We start from the raw sequence: 26,759 nt of genomic DNA on the forward strand, positions 1-26,759 counted from the left end.
CCTTTGGGGTGGGTCGAGGAGCTTGATGAGCTCTTGCGGGTGGTGCGGCGGCAGGGGTCGCTGGGGGAGGTCCTGCACTGGCTGGGGCGGCGGATCGGGGCAGAGGTTGCCTGGGTCGGTGGCACGTCCACGGTCGAGGCGGCGACGGCCGGGTTCCGCCGGACGATCCTCGCCGCGCTCGATGAGCAGTTGCGGCGCTTGGCCGTGGGGCGGTTGGCCGCGGTCACGACGCAGGTCGGCGGAGCGCACGTGCATCTCGAGGCATTCGGGGAGCGGGTGCCTCGTCCGGTCCTGGTCACGGTCAGCGCCGTGGAGCTGTCGCGTGAGGCTGCGGCGTTGGCGTCGCGGGCCGGGGGGCTGGTGGAGCTTCTGGGGCGGGCACTGGCCGCCGACGACAGCTTGCGCGGGTACGAGGAGAAAGCGCGGCAGCTGCGGTTCGCCGTGCTGAGCGCGTTGATGGCGGGGGATGTCGCCCTCGCCAGGCGGATGACTGCCAGTGACGTGCCCCCGCTGCTGGGTGACGAGCGGGTGCGGGTGTACTTGCTGCACTGCCCTCCCGCCGACCGTGACCGGCTCGCCCGCGCCTACCAGGACACCTCCGGTTACCACGGCCCGGGCCTGATGGTGCACTGCCCGTCATTCAGGGAGCACCTGATCTGCCCGATCGCCGAGAACTCCGGCGCCGACGGGCACCTCGACCTGGATTCGGTGCTACGGCGCCTAGTCAGGGAGAACTCGTCGTACGCGCTCGGGGCCAGCAGGCTCCACCCGCTTGACGCCACGGCCGCCGCCTATGGCGAGGCCCTGCACGCCTTGGCCGTCGCGCGTAACTCCCCGAAACGCATGGCCGACTACCGCGGCCAGCCCTCGCTGGTGCACCTGCTGCCCCGCCAGGCAGCGGTCGTGTGGGCCCGCACGTATGTGGCGCCCCTGCATGCCGTCCCGAAGCTCACCCTGGACATCACCCGCCTGGCTCTGACGTTCCCGCGCTCGGCAGTGGCACGTTTGCTGAACATCGGCCGTAACACCGTCGCCGCGCACTGCCGGCGGGCGGAGGAGGCGCTGGGGCTCGACCTCAGTGACGTCCAGGCCCGCGCCACGCTCGACCTGGCGCTGTCGCTCAGCAGTCTCCACAGCGGCCTCCAGCCCGACCCGCCAGCCACCCAGCAGGCCACGCCGAGCCTGGGTGAACTGCTCGGCAGCCGGCCCGCGACGACGTGGGCGGAAACCTTCCTCCGGCCCCTGCGCGACGCCGAGCATCGTGGCGTGCACCGCACCGTGCGGTCCTGGATCGAGGCCAACACCGACGCCCAGCAGACCGCCGCGCAGCTGGGCCTGAGCCGCAACACCGTCCGGGCGCACCTGCGCGTCGCCGAGCGTTCGCTCAACCGCGACCTGCTGACGACCGGGTCGGGCATCAACGACCTCGTCCACGCCCTCCGCGCCGTGAGCGGGCACCGTGCACAACCTGATGAGGAAATTGAGCATCGTGCACGGTAGCTCCGGCAAGATGCCGGGCCATAGCGTGCTTCGTGTGCGGATGAGATCGCACCAGATCCAGAGAGGATGCGGTCCTTGAAAGACATGACGACTCCCACCGCACACAGGTCCGCGTCAAAGGCGACGGCGAATACGTCTCCGTCAAGGAAAACCAATCCGACGGGCATTCGTCGATCGGCAAAATCGTTTCCACCGGAGGCGATGGCATAACCCGTCGCAATCCCTTGGCCGGTACACCTTGACGCATTCAGGTATCGACTTCATGGGAGCCCGTATGACGAGATGCGTACGGTCGGCGATTGCACTGATCGCGGCGCTCGCCGCGGCGATGGCGGTGTCCTCGCCAGCGAGCGCGGCGGACGACCAGATCAACCCCCGCAGCACCACCGCGTTCACCCTCACTTCGGACTGGAGCCTCGAGGCGTACGCGGTGGCACTGCAGAACGAGTTGGGCACCCGCCGGTCGGTGACCGCGGTGCTCGACGCCGCGAACCGGTCCACGGCGGCGTGCAACGCGAGCCAGCGCGGCGCGTTACCGGAGTACTACGCCCGCACTGACTACCCGCTCTCCCCGGACCAGATCCTGCGCAGCACCGAATCGTTCTGCTGGGACCCCGGCGACAGCAAGGTGACGTACTGGCTGCCGCAGGGGGTGACCGGGTCGTCCGACGCGGACGACGACGGGCTCTGGGGCACCAAGCGGTTCCTCGCCGTGAGCTGGCACTACGACAAGTCCGTCGCCGGCACCACCGTGGACAAGGGCGTCCGGGTGACGCTCGTCGACTTGACCACCGGCAAGTACCGGCACGTGTTGTTGGTCGAGCCGACGCGGACGGTGACGCTGAACTACACGGCGGTGCCGATCCACGCCGGTGGCCTCGCTTGGCTCGGCCACTACCTGTACGTGGCGGACTCGGCGAAGGGCCTCCGAGTGTTCGACATGGATCGAATCCTCGAAGTCGACGCGAGCCAGGACCTGATCGGCCGGCACAGTGGTACCTACTACGCGCACACGTACCAGTACGTGGTCCCGCAGGTGGCGTCGTATCAGCAGGCCGTTCGGAACTCGCCGTGTACCCCGCAGCCGGACCAGCTGTGCTTCTCGTCGATCTCACTGGACCGCAGCACCACGCCGGACACCTTGGTCGTCGGCGAGTACCGCGACGGCCGCAGCACGGACCCGGCGATCGACGGGGGCCGGGTGGTGCGCTACGACGTCGTGTCGGACACCCGCAAGCTGGTGCTCACGTCCGGTAAGGCGGTGCCTCGGGACGCGGTGACCGTGCCGAAGAGCAACGTCCAGGGCGTGCAGACCTGGCAGGGGCGCTACTACCTCGGGCGCAGCTCGCTGTACCAGCACAGCTTCATGTATACCGGGCTGCCCGGCTCGACGGTGGTCGCCAACAGTTGGGCGATCGGTGGCGAGGACCTCTACCACGAGCACGGCGCCGGGATCAGCGCCGGAAAGCTCTGGACCGCGACCGAGCACGCGTACGACGGTGCCGGCAACCTCATCGACCGGCGCGCGGTCTTCGCCGTCCCGCTCGCCGAGATCGGCTGACCTCTCCGATATGGCCGACCGAGGGAGAGCTGAATTCCCTCGGAAGTAGTCGCCTGGCCACAACGGCCAGGCCGGAGCAGTAAGAGAAGGAGCACCATGTCCGTGAAGAAATGGCTCACCCCGTCCGCCGCCGGAGGCAGCGCAGTATCTCGTTTCGCGGTGGGTGCTGTTGCCGTCGGCACCGCGGTCTTCGGCTTGCCGTCAGCGAGCTGGGCGGCCGACGGCACCTACCTCGACAAGTGCTCCCGGCCCGACGTCTCGTGCCAGACCGGAGTCAAGGTGGACCCTCCCCTGCTGCTTAGTTGGTGCGAGGAGGCTCCTGCCGACCGCCACTACACCAGGGTCTGCATCCAATTCACCGGCGACAAGGTCTATGTGTTTGACGGCGCCAGCGACGGCCATTCGGCATTGGGGAACGTCTTCACCGGGGCAGGCTCGGTCAATGACCGGTATTGCCGTAACCCCCACGGAGCCGGCACGTGGGCCGAGTGCAACTTTGACTGGGTGGAAGACTCCGCGAAGCATGTCTACGGTGGATATCGCATTGACTCTACTGATTATCGCCTCGACTGGTTGGGGTCGTTCTCCAACAACTAGGGCCGCTTGGGCGCGTCCTTTAGCTGGTCGTCCCGGTTGAACGGACGATCGTCAGGACGTCCGATGTGAATGGTGACCACGGCTCGCGGTGAGCACCGTTGGCGTCTGGTCGACTTGATCCTCGCGAGCCGTGGTCAACCTAATCTGGGCCGGAGTAGGCATCGCACCGGATCGGCGCCCGTCGTAGGCGATGATCCGCCGGTTGCTGCAGGCCTCGTACCCGGGACTGCTCACCGCGGGCCAACGGCACCTGGCTCGCCCCACAAGTCGCGCCTAGCGCCGCCGACCGTCCGGGCGCACCCGCACTGTTGCGTACGACGACGGCAACCTCATCGACCGGCGCGGTCCTCGGCGTCTCGCTCGCCGAGGTCGGATGACCGGCGGCGGCCGGACGTCCCCAATTCCCCTCGGCGTTCGCCGCCTGCCCACAAGGGCCAGGTCAGAGTGGTAAGAGAAGGAGCACCATGTCCATGAAGAACCGGCTCAACCCGTCCACCCCCGGACGCAGAACAGTATCTCGTCTCGCAGTGGGCGCTGTTGCCGTCGGCACCGCGGTGTTCGGCTTTCCGTCAGCGAGCTGGGCCGACGACAACTACTACGACCACTGCTCCAGGTCAGATATTTCGTGCCAGACCGGAGTCGAGGTAGGCGGGCCTGACTATGATAAGTGCTACCAGGAATTCACCCACGACACGATTGTCTGCATCAAACTCGCTGGCGACATCGTCTATGTGTATGACGGCAGCACCGACGGCAATTCGGCAATGGGGCAGTCGCCACGCCCGATGCAGGATCTGTCAGTGTGCGGTACTGCCGTAACCCCCATGGATCCGGCACGTGGGCCAAGTGCAACTTTGACTGGGTGGAAGACACCATGAAGATTGTCTACGGCGGGGTTCGTATTGACTCCGACTCGGAGTCGATGACCCGGCTGTGGTCGTTCCCCAACGGCTAGGGCCGCTTCATACGTCTTCTAGCCGGTCGTCGCGGTTTGAGCGGGCGATCGTCAGACCATCCGATGTGATCGGTGACCACGGCTCGCGGTGAGCATGGCTGGCGCCTGAACAACTTGATCCTCGCGAGCCGTGGTCAACCTGATCGGGGCAGAGTCCATTTGTGAGTCCGTACCCGCAGCCGCTGGCCGGGTCGGTGGAAAACCACCGACCCGGCCAGCGCGCACCTGCGCGTCGCGGACCGCTCGTTCAACCACGACCTGCTGACGACCGGGTCGGGCATCAACGACCTCGTCCACGCCCTCCGCGCGCCGTGAGCGGGCACCGTGCACAACCCGACGAGGAATCTGAGCACCGTGCACGGTAGCTCCGGCAAGATGCCGCCTCATAACGTGCTCGCTGTGCGGATGAAGGTCGCATCAGATCCAGAGAGGATGCAGTTCTTGAGACACATGACGACGGTTCGGGAGGGGCTCGCGCGATCTCGGCGCGCGGTTGGGGGTGCCCTCGCTCTCGTGGCCGCGGCGGCCGTGGTGTTCGCCGCGCCGACGCCGGCCGTGGCCGCAGAGGATTGGTACGCCGAATGCTCCCGCGCGGATGTGAGTTGCCAGACCGGCGTCGAGGTCAAATTTGTGCCAAGCGACAAATGCGCGAAGGCGAGCGCGGACCTGCACCACACGGAGGTCTGCATCCTGTACTACGGTGACAAAGTTTACGTCAAGGACGGCCAAGCCGACACGCACTCGGCGGTTGGGGTAGTCACCTCCAGCACGGGCGATATCAGGCACCGGTATTGTCGCAACCCCCATGGATACGACACCTGGGCCGAGTGCAACTTTGACTGGACCGAGGACAGTTCCAAAACCGTTTACGGCGGCTACCGGGTCAGCACGTCTGTCATATACAAGGAATATCTGTTTTCCTTCTCCGGTAACTGACCGTCATCGGGGCGTCCGGCGGCCGCCGGAAACGGCTGCCGGGACGCCCTTCCCGATCACCAGCCCCTGATCATCTGAGCCGGTCATGGCCCTGCCACCACCAGCAAGGGCGCGTCCACACCAACCGCATCAAGCCGGGCACCCCACGACGTTGCCGGGGCCCTGGCTCCCTGTCCGGATGATGATCGAAATAGCTCCAGAGAGGATGCAGTCCGTGAGGCATATGACAACGAGCATGCGACGGGCCCTGACCAAGGTGACTGCCGCCGTATTGCTCGGCGCCGTGGTGGCCCCACTGACCGGCGCCGTCCCAGCCAGCGCCGTCAACGTGCGGTACCGAGCAGCCAAATCCTGCTTTGTCGATGGGCGGGAGTTCCGCGCCGACATCCACACCTACGGCAAACCGACCCAACCGAACACGTGGACCGAGGTGCAGCTCTGGGGATACAAGATCGAGTCCAACGGTGGAGACACCCGCAACAGCGACGTCATCGCCGCGCTGGCATCCTGGAACGGCAGCTCCTGGGCGCATTTCCAAGGCATCGGCTGGGTCGAGAACGCCATTGAGGACAACGCTTATCACAATGGCCCCTTCGAAGCCGGCCGCCCGATGGAGATCGGCTACCGGTCCGACGGCAAGCCAATCTCGGTCCAGGTCCAGGTATGGTTCGACGGCGACTCCAGCAAAATGTGCAGCGTCCACCTCAGGCCATACGACCTCGAATGGATCGGTTAGCCCGCCCCTGACACGCCAGCAGCCGGACGCTGGTCGGCTACGACGCGGCAGGCGGCAAGATCGGCCGTGCCACCCGCTCACAAGAGGCCCACTGGAGAGCATGCAAGAACAGATCGACGTCCTACTCGCATCTCCGCCATCCGCCATCAGGCGAGGCAACGCTAGGTGAGCCGCGCCCGAGGCAGCGCAGGGGCCGTGCCGGAGCCGGCCGTACCTCCACGGTATGGCCGGCCCCGTGCGCGTTCCCGCTGCTCAGAATGCCGCCGGCACCCGCCCGGCCGGCGAGGCCGCGACCGGCCGATGTGCCGGCCGGGCCAGGGCGCTCGGCCACCAGGTACGGCGACCGACGTGCAACGCCAGCGCCGGGACGAGCAGGCTGCGGACGAGGAACGTGTCGAGTAGCACCCCGACGCCGATGATCACGGCCGTCTGCACGGACGGCACCAGCGGTAGCACGCTCAGCGCGCCGTGCCGCAGTTGGTGGTGACCGAACTGCTGCGCGGCGTGATCACACCGTTCGGGCACGGGCTGTGGACGGCGATCCTCGGCGGGGTCCTTTTTTCCTCGAGCAGCCGGGAGCACTTCGTGGTCACCGGGCGGCTCATCCTGGCCTACCTCGGCGTGTCCCTGCTGCACGCCTTCTGGGACGGCAGGCACGTGATCGCGCTGCTCCTGACCGTGCTGCTCACCGGGGCACCGTGAGCCGGCACGGTGGGCTGGTCCGGCCGACCGCCGGGCAGGTCGCGCTGTTCGCCGGGCTGGAGTTGGCGGGGCTGGCGGTCGTGGCCCTCGTCGGGTTCCTCTGGCTCCGGGCGCTGGTGCGGTCCGCGCGCCGCGCCCCGCATCCGCCGCCGGTGTACGGGTGGCGGGTGCCGATCCGCCCGCCCGGCCCCTGAGACCACAGTTCCGACCGGCCGAGGCAGCCCCGCGGCGCTGCCCTCCCACACTCAGGCGGCGGTCCGCCGAGCCGCGAGCCCTACCTTCGGCCCGCGCCAGCACGCCAGTTGCCCGCCAGTATTTGTCGACCGGCAGGGCCTACACACGGTCCTGCAGGATCTTGCCCAGGCGCAGTGCGACTTCCTTGCGCTTGTCCGGGTCGCTGATGTTCACCTTGATCCCGCAGAAGTCACTCTTGCAGGGGAACCACAGCTCGCCGTGAATGGTGTCGTAGGTGGCGCCATCGGCGGACCCACTGACCTGCTCCCCGACCTCGGCCACAGCCTCGTACTGGGCTTTTGGCAGGACCGTCGCGGAGATCGCCTCGACGAGGCCGTCCTTGGCGCCCGAGGTCGCCGTCCAGATGCACCCGCCGAGCGCGTAGTCGTGCTGGCCGCCATCATTCGGGCCGATCACCGCCTCGACCTCGCTCTTGGTGAGGCGTTCGCATTCGCCGCCCTTGGCCTCGGTCACGGTGCTGGCGGCGTCGTCCGTACCCGGATTCTCTGCCGACGTGGAAGAACTCGAACCGCCGTCGCTTCCGCACGCCACGACCATGGCCAGTGCGGCGCCGACAATCGCGGCTTGTCCGAGCTTCCTGAGGATCTGCATGGGTCATCCCTTCGCCACGGGCTCGCTCGCGGCCCATGGCTGGACTTCAGCACGATCGGTCCCGGCGGTCACGAGTAGTCGACTACCTGTTGTCCGCCAGCAGCGGCAGGGCCGTCCAGATGCTTGCAGCTGTCCCTCCGGAGACCGCATATTTTGTGGTGGAAGATCCTCCGGTCGGTTCCGGAGCCACAGCAACCGGGCGACCTGCTGCTGCGCGGCTCGGGGAAGGTCAAGGTGTGGCTTGTACGGTCCGGGCGCGGCCCAGAAATGGCCGTTGACCGGCCGCGTCGAGGAGCTCCGGTCGATCGGCCAGGCGACCAGGCGGCCCGGCGGGTCGAAAGGCGTGGTGCTGGCCGGGGCTTCCGGGGTGGGCAAGACCCGGTTGGCCCAGGAAGTACTGGCCAAGGCGGCCGCGCAGGGAATCGCGACCCGATGGGTGGTCGCCACCGCCTCCGCGCGCGGCCTGCCGTTGGGGGCGTTCGCGGGACTGCTCGCCACCGCCGGTGACGACCCCGCCGAGGTATTGCGGCACGGCGTCGACTCGCTGCTGTCCCGGGCGGGTGGCGGCGAACTCATGGTGGCAGTGGACGACGCACACCTCCTTGACGAGCTGTCGGCACTGCTGGTGCACCAGCTGGCGCTGCACAAGGCGGTCACCCTGGTCGTCACGGTGCGCACCGGCGAGCCGGTCGCGGACGCGGTGAGCGCCCTGTGGAAGGACGGATACCTGACCCGGCTGGATGTTCCGCCGTTGTCGGAGCCGGACATGGCGGCGCTGCTGACCGCGGTGTTGGGCGGGCCGGTGGACAGCGGCAGCGTGGCCCGCATGTCGGCGCTGACCAGAGGTAACGCCCTTTACCTGCGGCACCTGGTGGCTGGAGAGCTGGAAGCCGGCCGGCTGCACATGGTAGGCGGGGTGTGGCGCTGGTCGGGGGACCTGGCGATCACGCCGGGCCTGGCGGAGCTGGTGGAGGCCCGGATGGGCCGGCTGTCCAAGCGGGTGCGGGACGTGGTGGACGTGCTCGCCCTCGGCGAGCCGCTGGATGCCGGCCTGTTGACCCGGCTCGCCGCTGCGTCAGCCGTGGAGGAGGCCGAAACGCGGGGATTGGTGAGCGTGGAGCGGGATGACCGGGGGCTGCGGACCCGGCTGGCGCACCCGCTCTACGGCGAGGTGCGGCGCGCGAACATCGGCACGCTGCGGGGCCGCCGACTACGCGGGCGGATCGCGACCGCGTTGGCCGAGACCGCCGCGGGAAACCCGGACGAGATGTTGCGCCGGGCCGTACTCAGCCTCGACTCCGACCTCGAACCCGACCCGGCGCTGCTCACCGCGGCCGCCGGGTACGCCGTCCAGCTCTTTGATCTGCTGCTGGCCGAGCGGGTCGGCCGGGCCGCGGTGGCGGCGGGCGGCGGTTTCCAGGCACAGATGACCGTCGTGGCGGCCCTCAACGGGCTGTGCCGCTACGAGGAGGTCGAGGTCGAGCTGACGGCACTCACCGCACTGGCCGGCACCGACACCGAGCGGGTCAGGGCAACGGTGGCCCAGGTTCATTACCTGATGTGGCTGGTCGGGCGGCCGGCGGAGGCCGCAGCCGCCCTCGACACCGCCGAGGAGAAGGTCCGCGAAGAGGCGGCCCGGATGCAACTGGTCGCGGTGCGGGCCTACCTGGAGGCCGGCCTCGGCCACCCGGTACGCGCTGCACAGGCCGGGGCCACGGCACTCGCCTGGCCGGGGCTCCCCGACGAGTCGGCGACGCTCGCCAGCTGCGGGCTCGTCGCCGCCCTCGCCGCCCTGGGCCGCATCGACGAGCTCGGCCCGGCCGCCGCCACCGGCCGGGCAGCGGCTGCCCGATCGCCGGAGCTCGCGTTCCTCGGCGTCCCACTGGCCGGATGGCAGGTGCACGGGCTGCGCCTGGCCGGCCACCTGCGGGAGGCGCTCGCTGTCGCACTCGAGTGCCGAGAGGCGGCCACCGAAGTCGCCTTCGCCGGTGAACTCACCAACATCCTCGTGGCGGAGGCGGAACTCGCCCTGGGCCACCTGGCCACAGCTGTGCACCTGCTCCGCGAAGCCCGCGCCGGCTTGACAGGCGCCGGGAACGCCGGAGGGTTCCTGTATTTCTGCCTGCTGACGACCACGCGAGCGTTGGCCCTCTCCGGTGACCTCGTCGCGGCCCGACGATCCCTCGCGGAGCTGGAGGCACAGCAGCATCCCACGTTGCTGGTACTGCAACCGGAGCTGCTGCTGGCCCGGGCGTGGTTCGCCGCCGCCGAAGGCGCGGTGAGTGAGGCGGTCGCTCTCGCCCATGAGGCGGCCGAGATCGCCGCGTCCCGAGGGCAGCTCGCCCACGAGGTCCTGGCGCTGCACACCGCTGTCTGCCTCGGTGACGGTTCGCTCGCCGACCGGCTCGCCGACCTGGCCACCCGGGTGGGCGGGCCTCGGGCACCGGCCGCTGCGGCGCAGGCCGCCGCGCTCGCGGCCGACGACGGTGACGCTCTCCTCGCCTGCTCGGCTCGCCTGGAACAACTCGGCGATCTGCTGGCCGCCGCCGACAGCGCCGCACAGGCCGCGACAGCCTATGCCCGGCACGACCAGACCGGCCCGTCCAAGGCCGCAGCTGCCCGCGCCCATCGGCTCGCGCAGGTGTGCGACGGCGCCCGCACTCCGGCGCTGGCCGCCGCGGCCAGGCCACTACCGCTCACCGCTCGCGAGCGCGAGATCGTGACGATGGCGGCGCACGGCCTGTCCAACCGGGAAATCGCCGATCGGCTGGTCGTGTCCGTGAGGACCGTGGAGGGCCATCTCTATCGAGCGAGCGCCAAACTCGGCACCAGCAGCCGCACCGAGCTGGCCGCCCTGATCCACTACGACTGAGTGGTCGTCTGCCCGCTGATATGCGGCGCCTGCCTTACCTAGGGGCACGGCAGGCGCGGGAGCTTTCCCCGGCGGGCGTCACCCGGCCAGGTGGTTACGACGCCACAGGTATCCGCTCTGCGGCGGGCCGGGACGCCGGCCGGGCCAGGGCGCTCGGCCACCAGGTGCGGCGGCCGACGTGCAGCGCGAGGGCCGGGACGAGCAGGCTGCGGACGAGGAACGTGTCGAGTAGCACCCCGACGCCGATGATCACGGCCGTCTGGACGGACGGCACCAGTGGCAGGACGCTCAGCGCGCCGAACGTGGCGGCGAGGATCATGCCGGCGCTGGTGATCACCCCGCCGGTCACGGTCAGGGCGTGCAGCACGCCCTGCCGGTGCCCGAGCCGGGCCGTCTCCTCGCGGGCCCGGGTGCTGAGGAAGATGGTGTAGTCGACGCCGAGGGCGACGAGGAAGAGGAACGTCTGCAGCGGGATCCCGACGAACAGGTGCGGGTAGCCGATCGCGTCGAGGATCAGCCCGGCGGCGCCCAGCGCGGCGACGTAGGACAGGACCACGCTGGCGAGCAGCAGCAGCGGCGCGACCAGCGCCCGCAACAGCACCACCAGGATGACGAGGACGACCGCCAGCACCAGCGGCACCACGACCCGGTTGTCCCGGTCGACCGTGCGTTCCTCGTCGAGCAGGTACGCGGTGTCTCCGCCGACGAGGGCCTGCGCGCCCGGCACGGCGTGCACCGCGGCGCGGAGCCGGTCGACGGTCTCGAGGGCCGCGTCGCTGTCCGGCGTGTCGGCCAGGACCGCGGCGATGCGTACCCAGCGGCCGTCGGGGGAGTGTTCCGGCGCGCCGACCTCGGCGACTCCCGGCACGGTACGGGCGGCGGCTACCACCTGCTCGGCCGGGGCGGCGGCGGCGAGGATCTCGGCGGGTGCGACGGATCCCTTCGGGTAGTGGACCTCGATCATCCGCTGGCCGGTGACCGAGCCGACTTCCTTGGTGAACGACTCGTCGTGCGGCATGCCGATGCTGAGGTTGACCATGCCGAAGCTCAGCGCCACGAGCGCCGCCGCCGTTGCCAGCCACACCGCGCGGGGTCGCCGGCCGACGAACCCGGCGATCCGTCGCCACACCCCGTGCTGGACCGCGACGTCGACTCCGACCGTGTCGGGGGAGTAGCGGGGCACGAACGGCCAGAACAGCCACCGCCCGAAGATGACAAGCACGGCCGGCAGCAGCGTGGTCATGGCCAGCAGCGCCGCGACGATCCCGACCGCGCCGACCGGCCCGAGCCCCCGGGTGGACGGCAGTTGCGCGGCGAGCAGGCACAGCAGCCCGATCGCCACGGTCGCCGCGGAAGCGCCGATCGCGCCGATCGACCGGCGCAGCGCGACGGCCATCGCCGCGTGCCGGTCGGCGTGCCGGCGCAGCTCTTCCCGGTAGCGGGCGATGAGCAGCAGGGCGTAGTCCACGCCGACGCCGAAGACCAGCACGGTCAGGATGCTCTGGCTCTGGAAGTCCACGGCCAGCCCGGCATGTTTGGCCAGCAGGTACACCACCGCGCTGGCGAGCTGGTTGGCCAGCGCCACCGTGATCAGCGGGATCAACCACAGCACCGGGCTGCGATAGGTGATGAGCAGCAGCAACGCGACGGTGGCGGCGGTCGCCAGCAGCAGCGTGGTGTCCATGCCGGCGAACGCGTCGAACACGTCGTCCTCGCCGCCGGCCGGGCCGGTCAGCGCTGTCCGCAAACCATCGGGTACATCATTGCCCAGGCGGTCCTTGATGCCGGCGACCGCGTCGGCGCGCTGATCGGCGTCCCCGGCGACAGGGAAGGACAGCAGCAGCGCCTGCCCGTCGTCGCTGGGCACCGGCGGGGACACCTGCCCGCCGTCGGCGTACCGGGCAAAGGTTGCGCGGTCGGCGTCGACCTTGGCGCGGTCGGTGTCGGTGAGCCCGGCCTCGCGGGCGTAGACGGCGACGGCCAGGGGTTTCTGCGAGTCCGGGAACGCCTGCTCCGCCCGCTGCACGGTCCGGCTGGCCTCGGCGGTGGCGGGCAGCGCGCCGAGGGCGTCGTTGTCCTGCACCTCGGTCAGCTTCAGCGCGAGCGGCCCGGCCGCCGCGACGAGGACGAGCCAGAAGACGAGCATCACGTACTTGCTGCGCCGGCCGGACGGCAGGCCGGCCATCTTTTGCCTGGTCGTGGTCATATCGTCGATCCTTCGGCCGGCGACGGTCGAAGGCAGGAGTGCCAGGTCCCGAACGCGGGTGGTGGTAGCACCACCGATTCCCGTGGCCGGGTGGGCGGAGAATGGGCGCCGTGGACAGCTCCGTACGCGCGGTCGTCTGGCGGCACATCCGGCCCGGCGCGGTCGCCGCCGTGCAGGGCCTGGCCGTGGCCCTGCTCAGCCTGATCACCAACGTGGCGCTGTTCGCGCTGTCGGTGGTCTCCCTAGCGCTCATCCCCGCGTTCGGCATCGGGTTCGCGCTGTTCCCGGCGGTGACCGTGCTGGTGCGGGCGTCGCTGACCCTGCAACGGCGGCTGAGCCGGTGGGGCGGGGTGCCGATCGCGTCGCCGTACGGGCCGGTGCCTGACGGCGCCCAACTTGGCACCTGGCGGCGGTTCCGGTGGGTGGTCGCGGATCCGGCGACCTGGCGGGACTTCGCCTGGCTGGTCCCCGGCGCGATCACCGGCGGCGTGTGTCTGCTGGCGTTCGTGCTGCCCGGGTACGGCCTCGAGGGCGTTCTGTTCGTGCCGCTGGTGCTCTACCTGACCATCGACTGGTACGGCTACGGGGTGTTCTGGCCGATGGACAACATCTTCAAGGCGTGGCTGGCCGCGCCGCAGGGGTGGCTGCTCCTCGTCGGCGGGCTGGCCGTCGCACGGTGGCTGCTGTGGCTGCACTTCCGCTTCGCCGGTTTCTTCCTTAAACCCACCCGGGCGCAGGAACTGGCCCTGCGGGTCCAGCACCTCGCCGCCACCCGCGCCGACACCATCGACACCCAGGCCGCCGAGCTACGCCGCATCGAACGTGACCTGCACGACGGTGCTCAGGCTCGGTTGGTCGCGCTGCGGATGAGCATCGGCCTGGCCGAGCAACTCCTCGCTGACGACCCGGCGGCGGCGAAGCGGCTGCTCAGCGAGGCGCAGGAAAGCAGCGGCCATGCCCTCGCCGAGCTACGCGACCTGGTCCGCGGCATCTACCCGCCCGTGCTCGCCGAACGGGGCCTCGACGGGGCGGTGCAGGCTCTCGCCCTGGCCGTACCGCTGCCTGTGGACCTCGACGTGCAGCTGGCCGGCAGCCCACCCGCGGCGGTCGAATCCGCGGCGTACTTCGCGGTCGCCGAGGCGCTGACCAACGTCACCAAACACAGCGGCGCCGGCCGTGCGTGGATCCGTCTGTCTTTTGAGAGCGGCTTGCTGACGATGGTGGTGGGTGACGACGGCCGCGGCGGCGCCACCGTGGACGCGGGGACCGGCCTGGCAGGGGTACGCCGCCGGCTGGCAGCCTTCGATGGCACGATGACCGTGACGAGTCCGCGCGGCGGACCCACCGTCGTGACCATGGAGCTGCCGTGCGAGTTGTCATCGCCGAGGACCTCGCCCTCCTCCGGGACGGGCTGACCCGCATCCTCGACGCCTACGGCTACAAGGTCGTCGAAGCTGTCGCCGACGGGCCGTCCGTGCTGCCGGCGCTCATCCGGCACCGCCCCGACGTCGCCGTCCTTGATGTGCGTCTTCCGCCCACCTTCACCGACGAGGGCCTGCAGGCGGCGCTCGCCGCCCGGGCGCAGCTGCCCGGGCTGCCGATCCTCGTGCTGTCCCAGCACGTCGAGCAGCTGTACGCGCGGGAGTTGCTCGCCGACCGGGCTGGGGGAGTGGGCTATCTGCTCAAGGACCGGGTGTCGAACGTCGGGCAGTTCATCGACGCGGTGCAGCGGGTGGCCGAGGGCGGCATGGTGATGGATCCGGAGGTGGTATCGCAGCTGCTGGCGCGGAACGCCGGCCCTGATCGGTTGGGGGAACTTACTGCGCGGGAGCGGGAGGTGTTGGGGCTGATGGCTGAGGGGCGGTCTAACGCGGCGATCGCGGGGCGGTTGTTCGTCACCGAGAAGGCAGTCAGTAAGCACATCAACAACATCTTCAGCAAGCTGGGGATGCCGCCGTCGGAGGATGACAATAGGCGGGTGTTGGCGGTGCTCGCGTACCTGAACGGCTGAGAGTTAGCAGCGGATTGGCCTCGGCGAGGGCACCGCTGCCTGAGGTCGAGACCGCGCATCACGTCGGGGTAAGCGACCGGTCCTCTGCGGGCCGATGAATCGCCAAGCGTGAACCTGACTATTCTGTCCGAATTAGCGGCATCTGTCGGTCTGATTGTCAAATTCGGACAGAGGTCGCGAGCATGCTGGAAGCAGTCCAACACCCCGGCCGCCTCCTGCACCTCACGGCCGAGGGGACTCATGGTGCAGTTGAGCGCCGGTGAGCTGCAGTTGGGCAGTTGCGGCGGCGATAGTTGCTTCGAGGCAAGAATCGGCTGCGTGGGTTATTGACGGCGTAAGAAGGTCAGCTCAATCAGTCTGATCGGTTGAATACCTGGGGGCCCCGCCGAGAGGACTCGTGTCGTAGGGTCCATGGACGCCTTTGTGGGGAGGTGGGTGTCGATGCTTGCTGGGCCGGAAGTGGTGCCCGCGGTTGAAGTCGAGTCGGCTGCTGGTCCGGTGCTGGCATATTTGCGCTCCGGCAACAGTCGAGGCGTGGTTGACCCGCCGCTGGGGTCAGGCGAATCGGGAGGACGGGTCACCGACGGAATTTGCGCACCCGTGTCAAGGCGCGGTCGTGGCGCCGCGGAGACCTCGCACGTGAGGGGTGCACTTCCGTGAAAAACACGCGCCAGTCTTGGACGCCGGACCCTAGCCTCGCCCAAGAGGTGAAGGATCAGTTCGACAGAGCCATCGCCTCCTACCGAGCAAACCCGCATCTCATCTCCGAGCACGCGAACCACGAGGAATCCATCCGGGTCGGAGGATATGCCAATCGGACACTCCTCGAGCTCGTGCAAAACGCCGCCGACGCCATGTCGGGGATCAGCGACGACCAAGGACAGTTCGCTGGTCGGGTCGAAATCGTTCTCGACACCCGAAACCAAACGCTCTACTGTGCCAATGCGGGACGTTCGTTCTCAAAAAACGGGCTTACCGCCATCACACATGCTCATCTCAGTGGCAAGCGGGGCGACGAGATCGGACGCTTCGGACTCGGGTTCAAGTCCGTCCTCGCTGTTTCGGGTGCTCCGCAGGTCTTCAGCCGCTCCGTATCGTTCGAGTTCAACTCGCGCGCAGCTCAGGCCGAGATCGCGAAGATAGATCCTACCGCGAAGCGCTATCCGGCCCTTCGCACCGCAACGGTCATCGACCCGGTCTCCGCATTCGCCGAGGATCCCATTCTCGCGGAACTCGCCGAATGGGCAGCCACCGTCATCAAGCTTCCACGTGCGTCCAATCTTAATCGGCTTCGCAGAGAGATCGAAGAGTTCTCTTCGGAGTTCCTCCTCTTCGTCAGCGCCGTACGGGAGATTAAGCTGAGGGTGCTCGGCGCAGAGGCGTTCGAGACGAGCCATGTATCGCGCGACTTCGGAGATGGATTATTCAAAATCGAGCGCCCTGATGGCGGGGGCGACGAATGGATCGTCATAGACCGGATGCATGCACCGTCGCTGGAGGCTCGAAAGGAGGTCGGGGAAGCCGTCTCGCGTGCGGAAGTCAAGGTTACCGTCGCGATTCCGAAGCGCCATGCAAGGCAGCGCATTGGCAGGTTCTGGTCCTACTTTCCGCTCGAAGATCAGACCTCGGCGTCCGCTCTCTTCAACGCTCCGTGGAGCGTGAACGACGACAGGACGATGCTGCTCAGGAACGAGTACAACCGCGAGATTCTTCGGACGCTCTCGGAAGTCTTCGTCGGCGTCCTGCCGCGGGTGAGCACCCTGGACGATCCCGCGGCTCACCTCGACTACATGCCAGCACGAGGCAAGGAAGCCCTCTCGTTCGGCGACGAGCTGCTTTGCGCGCACGTGCCGCAGATAGCAGCTAGCCTTGAGCTCGTCCCTGATGCCAGGGGTATCTTGGCACGTGCTACGGGGCTGCGCCCCCTGGACTTCGCCATCGGGGTCGAGGCGAAGGACCATCAGGCATGGGCTAACTCCCCGAACACCGGGGACGACGTTCCGCATTGGCGTTGCTACACCTCACAGCAGCGATTTACGCGCCTACGGCAGCTGTTCGTGGCAGCGACATCCCACGGCCTCATGGATGGCGAGAGGGATACGAAGCGCGCCCTGGAGGTGATGGCGAAACGTGGACTTCTCTCATGGCTGCGGGAGTGGGCCGAAGGAGCGGATGCTGCATCCGCTGCAGATGCGTTCAAGTTCGTATGCAGCAACCTGAATCTGCATGATGTCGATCGTGCCAAGGTGATCCCGACCACCGATGGCATGCGCGCCTTGATGGACAAGAACATCGTCTTCCTCCGCCAGGAGGAGGGGATTGAGATCGAAGGCGGCGTCTTCGTCTCCCCGGAATTCTTGAAGCAGCGCGGCGTGGAAGATGGCCTCAGGCAAGCCGGTTTCCGGAACTTGGACCCGCTCGCCATCCTCAACGCGCGCCTTACGATGCTCTCGAGCACGTCGGGCGACGAGGAGTTCTCGAGGCTCTGGGACGCCGTTCTCGAGCTGCCTGCTTCCCATGCCGTGAAGGTGTTGACCAGAGAGTCCTTCCCGGTGAAGGTGCCGACGCGCGACGGCGGATGGGCTTGGCCTCGACAGGTATTCGATCTCGAAGAGCTCTTGGGTGACGATTTCGCATCGAAGACTCTGGACCGTAGCCGCTGTGTGCCTGAGGTGGCACATCAACTGGGAGTCGTTCTCCGGCCCGTTAAGGACTACTCCGCGGAAGACGAGACGTTTCTGGAACAGTACCGGGAGTGGGTCTTGGCGACCCTCAACTCGAAAGAGGGCCCCGGCGAGCGCCCGATCGAGCGCATCGAGCTCTACCCTGGCAAAGGACCCGGTCCATTCTCCATGCTGTTTATGCTGCGCGACGCAGAAGCGTCGCTGCAGATGCGCGTGAAGTGGACCCTCGGGTTGCTCGAAGCTGACAATCCCGACTGGACCTGTGAGGATCTCGACACCGGCAAAACCCATCGCGTGCAGTCGCCAGTTCGCTGGGCCGTCGACTGTGCCGGCATGCTGCAGTCGAACCGCGGGCTTCGTGCCCCGGCCGATGTTGTAGCCCCATCCCTTGTCAAATACGAACATCTCCTCCCGCTATTCCGCGGGCCAGCGCGGGTTGCCGAGGCGTTGGAACTGCCGGATGAGCTCGAAAGCATACCCGTTTCCGTGCTGAAGGAAGCGCTCGAATCGAAACTGTTTGCGGCGCACATCTCCGACCCTGTGCTCGTCGACTTCATCCTCGAGGCGAGCCGTGTCGCGTATCCGGGTGCTCAACCTCCTAGCATTCCAGCTCGGGTGAAGCGAGCGATCGAGGGACGTGCTCCGGCGTCGGTCTACCTCGCCACAACGGAAGAGCAGGCAGACTTCCTTTCGTCGCGTCAGCGTCCCTATCTGCGAGTGACCGACGACCAGGGCGACAAGCTTGTTGAATCGGTGGGGTGCCGCCGGTTCGAGGACAGCTTTGCGTTCTCGATGCTGATCGAAGGACTGCAGGAGAGCGAAAGGCTCCTTGACGTCTTCACAGGGCTACGTGGCACCCACGTCGCTGACAAGGTCAACAACGCAACCATTACTCGAGCTGTCCAAATTGTCAAGCGGGTCACCACCGAGGACGGTGTCGAGGATCAGTCGCGCGATTGGCACCTCGATGGACTCAGTCTTGTGGTTCGCAGCGATGCCGACGAGCGCCGGCTCCTCCGGTTCGTCAATGAATCCTTTGACCTGCGTCTGTCAAACGCCGAGCTCGAGAGAGTCCTCCAGACGGGCCTCGACCGCCGACTGGAGATGCTCCGACAAGAGGCCAAGGCGGTCTCGACCGACGCCGAGCGACTTGAAGTCTACTTCGGCCCGGACGATCTGCGTGATGCGTTGCCCAAGGGGCTGTGGCAGGCGCTTGAAGCGCAAGGCCTGGTCGATGACACAACCTCCGTCGCCGAGCTGTTCCTCACCGTCTATGGCGCGGACTCCGTAAGCCTGCTCGCGAATCAGTTTCGGGAAGAGGGGTTCCCCGACGTTCCGAAGGCATGGGCGGGGGGCGCAGCGACCATCTCGTGGTTGAGGAAGATGGGGTTTGGATCCGAATACGCCGGCCGCCGCAACCAGCACCAAGACGATGAGTTCGTCGTTCCCGGCGCGATCAAGCTCAACCCTCTTCACGAGTTCCAGCAGAGGATCAGTGATCAGCTCCGAGGGGTGCTCACTCGTCGTGACGCTAACGGTCGTCATGACAAGGCGATGGTGGAGCTCCCAACCGGTGCGGGCAAGACACGTGTTGCGACGGAGACCGTACTCAGGCTTTTCATCGACGGTTCTCTTCGAGGCCCGGTTCTATGGATCGCCCAGTCGCAGGAGCTCTGCGAGCAAGCTGTGCAGACTTGGAGCACCGTCTGGCGCGGGCTCAGAGATGAGCGTCCTCTCACGATCGGCCGTTTGTGGGAGAGCAACACCGTGCACGAGCCGGATACGGAGTTCAGCGTCATCGTCGCGACGGATGCCAAGCTCGACGTAATCCTCGGCAGCCACGAGTACGAGTGGCTGAGCAAGGCCTCGGCGGTCATCGTCGACGAAGGCCACCGCGCGGGCGACTCCGAGAGGTACACGCGGATCCTGAACTGGCTCGGTGTGGCCGGCCGCGGTTGGGAACGCCCTCTGGTCGGCCTGTCTGCGACGCCGTTCAAGGGAACCTCCGAGATTGCGACGGCGTCGCTCGCAAGCAGGTTCGGCAGGCAAAAGCTGCGAGCTTTCGAGGGAAACGCATACAAGGAGCTTGCAGAGCTCGGAGTGCTTGCTCGAGTCCAGCACGAGGTACTAGACGGCATCGAGGTTGCCCTTCGGCCCGATGAGCTCGCCGAAGCCAAGAGGCAGCGCCGGATCAGTCACAGCGTCCTCGACCGCATCGGGCGCGACCAGGCGCGCATGTCGATCCTCGTGAACCACATCATGAGCTTGGACGAGGACTGGCCGGTGCTGGTGTTCACTCCCAGCGTCCTTTCGGCCCAGGTGCTCGCCGCGACGCTACGGTATCGCGGCCGGGAGGCCGCTGCGGTGAGCGGACAGACCGGTAGGCAAGTGCGCCGCGACCACATCGAACGATTTAAGAGAGGCGACATCCGTGTCTTGGCGAACTGCGACCTGCTGATCCAGGGATTCGATGCCCCTGGCGTCCGCGCGCTGTACATCGCTCGCCCGACTTTGAGTCCGAACGCCTACATCCAGATGGCAGGACGTGGCTTGCGAGGCCCTGCCAATGGCGGAAAGGACAAGTGCCTGATCGTGGACATGGCGGACAACTTCGGCGACGTCAACGACTTTCTCGGGTACCGAGCCTACGAGGACCTCTGGCGGGAGCAGCGCGCGTGATTCTTGTTCCTGACCTGAAAGACATCGAGAAGAACGCAAGCAGCGACGCCGAGCGCAGGATCGCTCGATTGCTGCGACAGGTCGACAGCGACGCCGACGCGGTCGCCTTCCACTCCGTGAAACTACGCTCCCACGCCTACAAGCAGCAGGCCGAGGCGGACTTTGTCGTCCTGTGGAAGGGGGTGGTGGTTCTCGTCGAGGTCAAGGGTGGCGGCGTGAGGAAATACGACGGCCTCTGGTACAGCATTGACCGACGCGGCGACTGGCACAAGCTGGCGAGCTCGCCAATGGAACAGGCGCAGTCCGCCATGTATGCGCTTAGAGACATCCTCCAAGAAGAAGGAGTCGGCTGGTTCGCGCACGAGGCCATCGTTATTACGCCTGACATCGAGACGCCTCCGCACTCCGTCGAATGGCAGCCGACTCAATGGCTGGCGAAGGACGACATGAGTGTTGCCGGATTGACCGGTGCTTTCGATGCGATCGCCGCGGCTGCTCGCAAGGCGCCTGCGGGCCGGAAGATCGCGAGGGCCCATGACCTTCGGGCGCGTCTTTTCGGAGAGTTCACGCGCATGCCCGTGATCGATGCCCAACGCGGTGCAGTTATCGAGGAGCAGAACCGTGCCACAGCCGGTCAGGCCAGGGTCCTCGCCTTGCTGGCGCGCAACCCGCGGGTAATGGTGTTCGGTGGCGCCGGGACGGGCAAGTCGCTCGTCCTGGCCGAAGCAGCGAAGCAGGAGGCGGACCAAGGAAGGTCCGTCTTGATCACCTTCCGTTCTCCGGAGCTTACCGGCTTTTTCGCTCCTCACGTCGCCGGTCGGGAAATAGACGTTTTTCCGTTCGATAAACTGAACGCAGTCAAGGTCTACGACATTGTACTCGTCGACGAGGCACAGGATCTGATGACGGCCGAGGGGATGGACACACTCGACACAGTCGTCGTCGGTGGACTGGCCGCGGGCCGATGGCGAATGTGCCTCGACCCGAACAACCAAGCACACGTCGACGGCAGCTTCGACAAGGACGTCTTCGAGCTCGTTTCCGACGAGGCGCTCTCGGTCGACCTGGACCTCAACGTACGGAACACTCAGGCGATAGTGCACGTGGTGCAGGAGTACCTCGGAGCGGACATCGGAGATCCGGGCATCGTCCATGGGGAGAAGGTCCGCTGGCACACACCCGGCGGGGATCCCGATGTCGACGAAGCCGAGTCTGTGGCGAGGCAATTGGCGGCCGACGGAGTGCGCAGGGAAGACATCTGGATCATCAGTACGACCTCGACGGCCGACCCCTACCTGACACGGCACGGATTCACCGTCACGAGCCCCCGGTGCGCGAAGGGCCTCGAAGCAGAGCACGTCGTCCTTTGCGACCTTCCTTCGTCCTTCGACAAAGTCGGCACCGCAGCCTTCTACGTCGCGGCGACACGCGCTCGCGTCTCTCTGCACGTTGTTGCATCCAAGGATGACAAGCGACGACTTCAGCAACTACTCCGACAGCGGCTGGTGACGAAATGACCCGGACCAGAGCGCAGGAGATCACGCTGAAGCACCTGCGAGCGGCATACTTCGGACCCGATGGAGGCGACGACGAGGTCGTCCTCAACATGCCTGACCGTCAGTACGCCGTCGGGATGCTGTTTCCAACCGAATCCTCGGTGCCGAACGCGGAGGAGTCCGATCCTGAGGCTGAGGCTGATGTGGCCTCAGGCGACGTGGAGGAGAGCGGTGCAGGTGTGCCGCTTGCCGAGGACTGGCGCCCTTCGTCAGTCGCGATCTCCTTCGTCACGGACAGGCCGACCGTCTCGTGCGATTTTTCGGGGGGAACCTACCAACCGATCAAGGACGACGGTCCGCCGCGTTGGCAACGCCGCCCTTTCCGGTTCCAAGGACTCGATCTTTCCCAGGAGCGGCCTCCGCATCAGCTCAACACAGGGGACGTACCGATAGAGATCGGATCGAGATGGCGCCCTTATGGCAGCGCCCACCTTGTAACGGTGCACGCGCGCGTGTTGTCGAAATCAACAGGTAACGACCGGCTTGACATCGGCCTGATGCTCTTTCAAGTCGCGCTCAGTGTTACGCCTGAACCCGGCGGGCAGTTCTGCGAGTACGACGGCCCGAGGTCTTTGGATCTGGACGCCGAGTCGGCGGAGCTGCGACTCCGCTACCGGGACAGGAAGGTCTATGCCGTCGGGCACGGCATGGCGGCCGACTGGGACCTCACCGATGGCGAGTGCGGCCGCGTCTTCCTCGACCCCGTGCCGGCATTCGTCGTCCCCGCGGTCGAGACCACGGGGTTCGACCCCGCCTCCCACGAGGCCAAGGCGCTGCGGCTCGACAACCTGTCACGGATCGACAAACAGACAGCCGAAGTCACCTCGATGCTCGACGCGTTTGTCAAGGCATTTTCCGACTGGGTGTCGACGCAGGAGGACCGCGTTGACAGCTTCGGGCCCGACGCACCGATTGCGCGATCGATCACCGGCCGAGCACGCGCCGCCGTGCATCGCATGGAAGCCGGCGTCAACCTGTTGCGCTCCCCTGAACAGGCGTCGCTGCGGACAGCCTTTGCACTCGGGATGACCGCGATGCGACTGCAGATGCGCCAGTCGGCGATCAAGCGTGGGGACGATCCGGACGGGGTCGAGGAGCCCCGATGGCGCCCGTTCCAGCTTGGCTTCCTACTGGTGGCCCTGGCGTCGACCGTCGACGAGGCGCACGATGATCGCCGGCTCGTCGATCTGATCTGGTTCCCGACGGGTGGTGGAAAGACAGAGGCCTACCTCGGACTGGCGGCGATCGAGATCTTCCGTCGCCGGATCGCTCACGGAATCGCGGGTGCCGGAACAGCAGTGATCACCCGATACACGCTTCGTCTGCTGACATCGCAGCAGTTTCAGCGTGCTGCGTCGCTCGTCTGCGCGATGGAGCTGCTCCGGCGCGATGACGAGCGGGCCAAGGGCATGGCAAAGTTTTCGATCGGCCTCTGGGTCGGTAACGAGGTCACGCCTGGCACCCGGCGAGAAGCTAAAGCTGCCCTTGAACGCCTGCACAAGGCGGCCCGACCGGAGGAAGCGAATCAATTCCAGGTCGAGAGCTGCCCGTGGTGTGGTAATGCGCTCCTGCCCGAGGCCAAGTCTCACGATCTGAGCCAATATGGCTTGCGTTCCATCGGCAACGATGTGGTCATCCACTGCACCCGTGCAAGCTGTCGGTTCAGGGAAGAACTCCCCGTGGCTGTGGTCGATGAGGTCCTCTACGAAGAGCCGCCGACGATCCTGCTTGCAACGGTCGACAAGTTCGCACGCCTCCAGTTCAAGCCAGAGGCGGGAAGTCTGCTCGGCCTCGGGACCGCGTTCCGGCAGCCGTCGATGATCATCCAAGACGAGCTGCACCTGCTGTCAGGGCCGCTCGGCACGACGGTTGCCGTCTTCGACGCTGTGCTCCAGATCCTCTTGAGTCGAGGTGGTGCGCCTCCCAAGATCGTAGCCTCGACGGCCACGATCCGTGCATCCGACGAACAGGTCCGAGGGCTGTACGGGCGAAGCGTTGCGCTGTACCCGCCAGCTGGGCTCGACGGCGATAGGACGTTCTTCTCCCGCCCTGTTGAGAGCGGCGAAGGCCGCCTATACGTCGGCCTGATGCCGCAGTCCCTTTCGCAGGTTTCCGCAGTCATCGCCGCGGCCGCGCCTCTGATCGAGATCCCGGAGGTGCTGGCCAAGGAACCCGATCCTGGTGCGACACGGGACTCCTACTGGACCGCCGTGATGTATCACAACAGTCTCCGCGAGCTCGGGCGTACGGGAACGCTGGTAGTCGACGACGTGAACGGGCGCTTGGAACCTCGCTCAGAGCGGTTGGGCCTGCCGTTACGTCGTGTTCGCGCCGATCGAGTGCTGGAGCTCACCAGCCGGCGAGGGCCCGAGGAGCTCCCTAACGACCTGCGTGAACTGGGTCGAAGCGCAGATCGTAGTGATGAGGCGGTCGACGTCGTCCTATCTTCGAACATGCTGTCGGTCGGCATCGACATCCCTCGCCTGGCGTTGATGTTGATGGTCGGCCAGCCGAAGACAACAGCCGAGTACATCCAGGCCACCAGCCGCGTCGGTCGTGGACGGAACAACGGCGTCGTCACGACTCTGTTCAGGTCGAACCGAGCACGTGATCGCTCGCACTTCGAGACCTTTCGGAGCTATCACGAGGCGCTCTACCGCAACGTCGAGCCGACGAGCGTCACACCGTGGTCGATGGCATCCCGCGCGCGATCACTGGCAGGCGCGCTTGTTGCTTTGCTGAGGCACTCCATCCCGGCTCTCGTAGCGAACGACTCGGCATCGAGCCTTGATCTTGACGACAGTCAGTTGGGCGAAGCGATCGAAGGGCTCGTCACGACGTTCGTCGACATGGTGAGTCGGTCGGAGTACATCGAGGCCAAGGAGACTGAAGAAGAGACGTGGCAGCTGCTGCGCGACTGGGATCGCCGCGCGAAGCTTGCTCGCGATGCCGGAGCGAACTTGTTCTACGACCGCCGGAAGGCAGACGACGAAGCACTGCTGAAGCGATTCGGTCAGCGTGGAGAAGGATGGCTCGTCGCCGACTCGATGCGATCGGTCGAGCCGAACGTCGCCGTCCAGGTCCGTGAGCCTTTGGAAGGGGGCGACCGTGGAACGGATCACGCATGATCTTCGGCTCTCCGAAACGATCACCCCGTTCGGTGTGGGGTCCATCGTCGACGTGCTCGGCGAGTCTCTAATCGCGCCCGATACGTCTTGGTGGGATCGCAAGCTCGCTCCCGAGATCAGCTGCGAACGACTCCTCGCCCGGCTAGGCGCAGGCGTCCTTCGGCAAGCACCGGCTCACTCGGGGCGCGCGGGCAAGGACAGCGCCCATTTGCTCTACTGGCGCTTCCCAGCCTGGCGCTTCTGCGAGCGATGCACGAAGCTTTCGCAGCTTACGGGCAGGAAGAAGGGCCGGTGGACCAACAGATGCGAATGCGGTGGGGCGCTTGTGCCGATGCGGTATGTCGCCATCTGCGAGAAGGGCAGCCACATCCAGGACGTTCCCTGGTTCAAATGGGCTCACCGCGGCAACGATGCGGGCGTCACCGAGGCCGTGCGGTTCTGCCGTGCATACAAGGAACTGAAGTTCGTACGCTCGTCCCAGCACGGCGAAGGCCTGGCATCGCTTCGGGTTAATTGCAACGCCTGCAAGCGGTCCCGCCCGCTCTCCGACCTAGTGGGCGCAGAGTCGTTGCACCGTGACGGCATCCGATGCGAAGGCGCCCAGCCTTGGGAAGAGCCGAAGGCTGGCAACGGCTGCGAGCACCGTCTCAGAGCTGTTCAGCGCGGCGCCACCGGCAACTACATCGCCGAGCGCCTCTCGGCGCTCGACATCCCAGAGCAACGCCCGCGGTCCGCAGAGAAGGTGGACCAAATTCGGAGTCACGTCTACTTCGAGAAGGTGGTCGCTGACAACGGTGGACCACAAGCAGAACTTGTGGCCGGATGGATTGCTGACGAGCTAGGGGTATCGGTGGAAGACGTTCTCAGCCTCGCAGCTGGGGGTGACGACTCCGGAGAGGCTCCGCTTCTCGACCTGAAAGACGGGGAGTGGGCGGCTTTCCTCAAGAAGCTTGAAGGCGGCAGGGACCAAAGCGGTGGCGACTTCGTTGTTGACGGGTGGAAGGTGCCGAACGACTCCGCGTGGCCAGCGGCGTTGACAAGCCGGCTTGTCAGCGTGGGCCAAGTGCGACGGGTCCGTGAGGTTCGGGCGTTGCGTGGCTTTCGACGCTATAGCGGCGAGGCTGATTTCGTCCCAGCGGACCTTGGGCCCGATCGGAAGCGAAAGCCGGTATACCCGGCAATCGAGATGTTCGGCGAAGGGATCTTCCTTCGTTTTGACGAGGACCGGGTGTCCGAGTGGGAGAGCTTGCCTGAAGTCCGCGCGCGGGCCGATATCTTGGTGAAGCGGCGGAACTCCAGCCATTGGGCTCACCGCCTGGATGTGCCTGAGCCGCGCTACATCGCATTGCACACGATCGCTCACCTGCTCATCCGCAGGCTCGCGTTCGCGAGCGGCTATTCGTCCGCGTCTCTTCAAGAACGCATCTACGCCCACTCCGACCGGCCAGACCGCACTGCGGGCATCTTGATCTACACGGCCGCCGGGGATGCGCAGGGGACCCTCGGAGGACTTGTCCGGTTAGGTGAGCCGGACAAGGTCCTTTCGCTGTTGCTGGCTGCTTTGGGCGACGCCGATGTCTGCTCGAATGATCCGGTTTGCATCGAGAGTGACCGTCAAGGCTCGTCGCAGCTCAACTTGTCGGCGTGCCACGGATGTGCGCTCGTCAGCGAGACATCGTGCGAGACGGCTAATCGTCTGCTGGACCGCCAGCTCGTTCTTGGTGGAGGGAACGTCCCTGGGCTCCTCGACCACGTCCTCGATCAGGTCCGGCGCGGATCGGGTGTGTGAG

Annotated in this window: 18 protein-coding genes; 15 read left to right on the forward strand and 3 right to left on the reverse strand. The window is 66.7% G+C overall.

Going from position 1 to position 26,759, the window contains the following annotated elements; genetic code table 11:
- The first annotated feature begins 3 nt into the window (after positions 1-3).
- From ABZ783_RS12940 to ABZ783_RS12965, 6 genes are all read left to right on the forward strand, one after another.
- Entirely contained in the window at positions 4-1,500 is a 1,497-nt protein-coding gene (locus ABZ783_RS12940) for a helix-turn-helix domain-containing protein (protein ID WP_357436905.1), read from the forward strand.
- 274 nt (positions 1,501-1,774) lie between these two features.
- Positions 1,775-3,061, forward strand: a complete 1,287-nt coding sequence (locus ABZ783_RS12945) for a hypothetical protein (RefSeq protein ID WP_357436907.1) — start codon at positions 1,775-1,777, stop codon at positions 3,059-3,061.
- Positions 3,062-3,157: 96 nt separating this feature from the next.
- The gene (locus ABZ783_RS12950; RefSeq protein WP_357436909.1) at positions 3,158-3,658 is read left to right on the forward strand and encodes a hypothetical protein; all 501 of its coding nucleotides are present in this window, start codon (positions 3,158-3,160) and stop codon (positions 3,656-3,658) included.
- Between the two features lie 464 nt (positions 3,659-4,122).
- Positions 4,123-4,536 carry a hypothetical protein gene (locus ABZ783_RS12955; RefSeq protein ID WP_357436912.1) on the forward strand — a complete coding sequence of 138 codons (414 nt, stop codon included), beginning with the start codon at positions 4,123-4,125 and terminating at the stop codon, positions 4,534-4,536.
- Positions 4,537-5,012: 476 nt separating this feature from the next.
- Positions 5,013-5,549, forward strand: coding sequence for a hypothetical protein (locus tag ABZ783_RS12960; RefSeq protein ID WP_357436915.1), 537 nt, complete (start codon positions 5,013-5,015; stop codon positions 5,547-5,549).
- 235 nt (positions 5,550-5,784) lie between these two features.
- Positions 5,785-6,285, forward strand: coding sequence for a hypothetical protein (locus ABZ783_RS12965; RefSeq protein ID WP_357436918.1), 501 nt, complete (start codon positions 5,785-5,787; stop codon positions 6,283-6,285).
- 252 nt (positions 6,286-6,537) lie between these two features.
- Here the strand turns inward: ABZ783_RS12965 and ABZ783_RS12970 are convergent, their stop codons facing one another.
- Positions 6,538-6,867: an MMPL family transporter gene (locus ABZ783_RS12970; protein ID WP_357436920.1), complete on the reverse strand. Its 330-nt coding sequence runs from the start codon at positions 6,865-6,867 to the stop codon at positions 6,538-6,540.
- On the opposite strand from ABZ783_RS12970, the gene ABZ783_RS12975 reads away from it, so the two are divergent.
- Together ABZ783_RS12975 and ABZ783_RS12980 are read left to right on the forward strand one after the other, a co-directional pair.
- Complete coding sequence (locus ABZ783_RS12975) at positions 6,754-6,987, forward strand: PrsW family glutamic-type intramembrane protease (RefSeq protein WP_357436922.1); 234 nt, start codon at positions 6,754-6,756, stop codon at positions 6,985-6,987. The genes ABZ783_RS12970 and ABZ783_RS12975 overlap by 114 nt on opposite strands.
- Positions 6,984-7,181 carry a hypothetical protein gene (locus ABZ783_RS12980; RefSeq protein WP_357436926.1) on the forward strand — a complete coding sequence of 66 codons (198 nt, stop codon included), beginning with the start codon at positions 6,984-6,986 and terminating at the stop codon, positions 7,179-7,181. Before ABZ783_RS12975 ends, ABZ783_RS12980 begins: the two co-directional genes overlap by 4 nt.
- 139 nt (positions 7,182-7,320) lie before the next feature.
- Here the strand turns inward: ABZ783_RS12980 and ABZ783_RS12985 are convergent, their stop codons facing one another.
- The gene (locus tag ABZ783_RS12985) at positions 7,321-7,833 is read right to left on the reverse strand and encodes a hypothetical protein (protein ID WP_357436929.1); all 513 of its coding nucleotides are present in this window, start codon (positions 7,831-7,833) and stop codon (positions 7,321-7,323) included.
- A 274-nt stretch (positions 7,834-8,107) separates the two neighbouring features.
- On the opposite strand from ABZ783_RS12985, the gene ABZ783_RS12990 reads away from it, so the two are divergent.
- Positions 8,108-10,705: a LuxR C-terminal-related transcriptional regulator gene (locus tag ABZ783_RS12990; protein ID WP_357436932.1), complete on the forward strand. Its 2,598-nt coding sequence runs from the start codon at positions 8,108-8,110 to the stop codon at positions 10,703-10,705.
- 94 nt (positions 10,706-10,799) lie between these two features.
- On the opposite strand, the gene ABZ783_RS12995 is transcribed toward ABZ783_RS12990, so the two are convergent.
- A complete protein-coding gene (locus ABZ783_RS12995; protein WP_357436934.1) occupies positions 10,800-12,911 on the reverse strand; it encodes an MMPL family transporter in 2,112 nt (703 codons plus the stop codon).
- A gap of 110 nt (positions 12,912-13,021) precedes the next feature.
- Here ABZ783_RS12995 and ABZ783_RS13000 point away from each other — a divergent pair, with 110 nt between their 5' ends.
- From ABZ783_RS13000 to ABZ783_RS13025, 6 genes are all read left to right on the forward strand, one after another.
- Positions 13,022-14,326, forward strand: coding sequence for a histidine kinase (locus ABZ783_RS13000; RefSeq protein ID WP_357436936.1), 1,305 nt, complete (start codon positions 13,022-13,024; stop codon positions 14,324-14,326).
- Positions 14,278-14,922, forward strand: a complete 645-nt coding sequence (locus tag ABZ783_RS13005) for a response regulator transcription factor (RefSeq protein WP_357436938.1) — start codon at positions 14,278-14,280, stop codon at positions 14,920-14,922. Before ABZ783_RS13000 ends, ABZ783_RS13005 begins: the two co-directional genes overlap by 49 nt.
- Positions 14,923-15,629: 707 nt before the next feature.
- Complete coding sequence (locus tag ABZ783_RS13010; protein WP_357436940.1) at positions 15,630-20,285, forward strand: DEAD/DEAH box helicase family protein; 4,656 nt, start codon at positions 15,630-15,632, stop codon at positions 20,283-20,285.
- Positions 20,282-21,802 (forward strand): NERD domain-containing protein, encoded by a 1,521-nt coding sequence (locus tag ABZ783_RS13015; protein WP_357436942.1) that lies wholly within the window; start codon positions 20,282-20,284, stop codon positions 21,800-21,802. Before ABZ783_RS13010 ends, ABZ783_RS13015 begins: the two co-directional genes overlap by 4 nt.
- A complete protein-coding gene (locus tag ABZ783_RS13020; RefSeq protein WP_357436945.1) occupies positions 21,799-24,969 on the forward strand; it encodes a helicase-related protein in 3,171 nt (1,056 codons plus the stop codon). The genes ABZ783_RS13015 and ABZ783_RS13020 overlap by 4 nt, the downstream gene beginning before the upstream one ends.
- A complete protein-coding gene (locus tag ABZ783_RS13025; protein WP_357436947.1) occupies positions 24,950-26,758 on the forward strand; it encodes a DUF1998 domain-containing protein in 1,809 nt (602 codons plus the stop codon). The genes ABZ783_RS13020 and ABZ783_RS13025 overlap by 20 nt, the downstream gene beginning before the upstream one ends.
- Position 26,759 lies beyond the last annotated feature (1 nt).

The organism is Micromonospora sp. NPDC047738 (genome assembly GCF_040642675.1).
In the GTDB taxonomy this organism is placed as follows: domain Bacteria; phylum Actinomycetota; class Actinomycetes; order Mycobacteriales; family Micromonosporaceae; genus Micromonospora.

Coding starts and splice junctions, on each gene's coding strand:
- ABZ783_RS12945 (WP_357436907.1), top strand. CDS start 1,775: ATGACGAGATGCGTACGGTCGGCGATTGCACTGATCGCGGCGCTCGCC.
- ABZ783_RS12950 (WP_357436909.1), top strand. CDS start 3,158: ATGTCCGTGAAGAAATGGCTCACCCCGTCCGCCGCCGGAGGCAGCGCA.
- ABZ783_RS12955 (WP_357436912.1), top strand. CDS start 4,123: ATGTCCATGAAGAACCGGCTCAACCCGTCCACCCCCGGACGCAGAACA.
- ABZ783_RS12965 (WP_357436918.1), top strand. CDS start 5,785: ATGCGACGGGCCCTGACCAAGGTGACTGCCGCCGTATTGCTCGGCGCC.
- ABZ783_RS12985 (WP_357436929.1), bottom strand. CDS start 7,833: ATGCAGATCCTCAGGAAGCTCGGACAAGCCGCGATTGTCGGCGCCGCA.
- ABZ783_RS12995 (WP_357436934.1), bottom strand. CDS start 12,911: ATGACCACGACCAGGCAAAAGATGGCCGGCCTGCCGTCCGGCCGGCGC.
- ABZ783_RS13020 (WP_357436945.1), top strand. CDS start 21,799: ATGACCCGGACCAGAGCGCAGGAGATCACGCTGAAGCACCTGCGAGCG.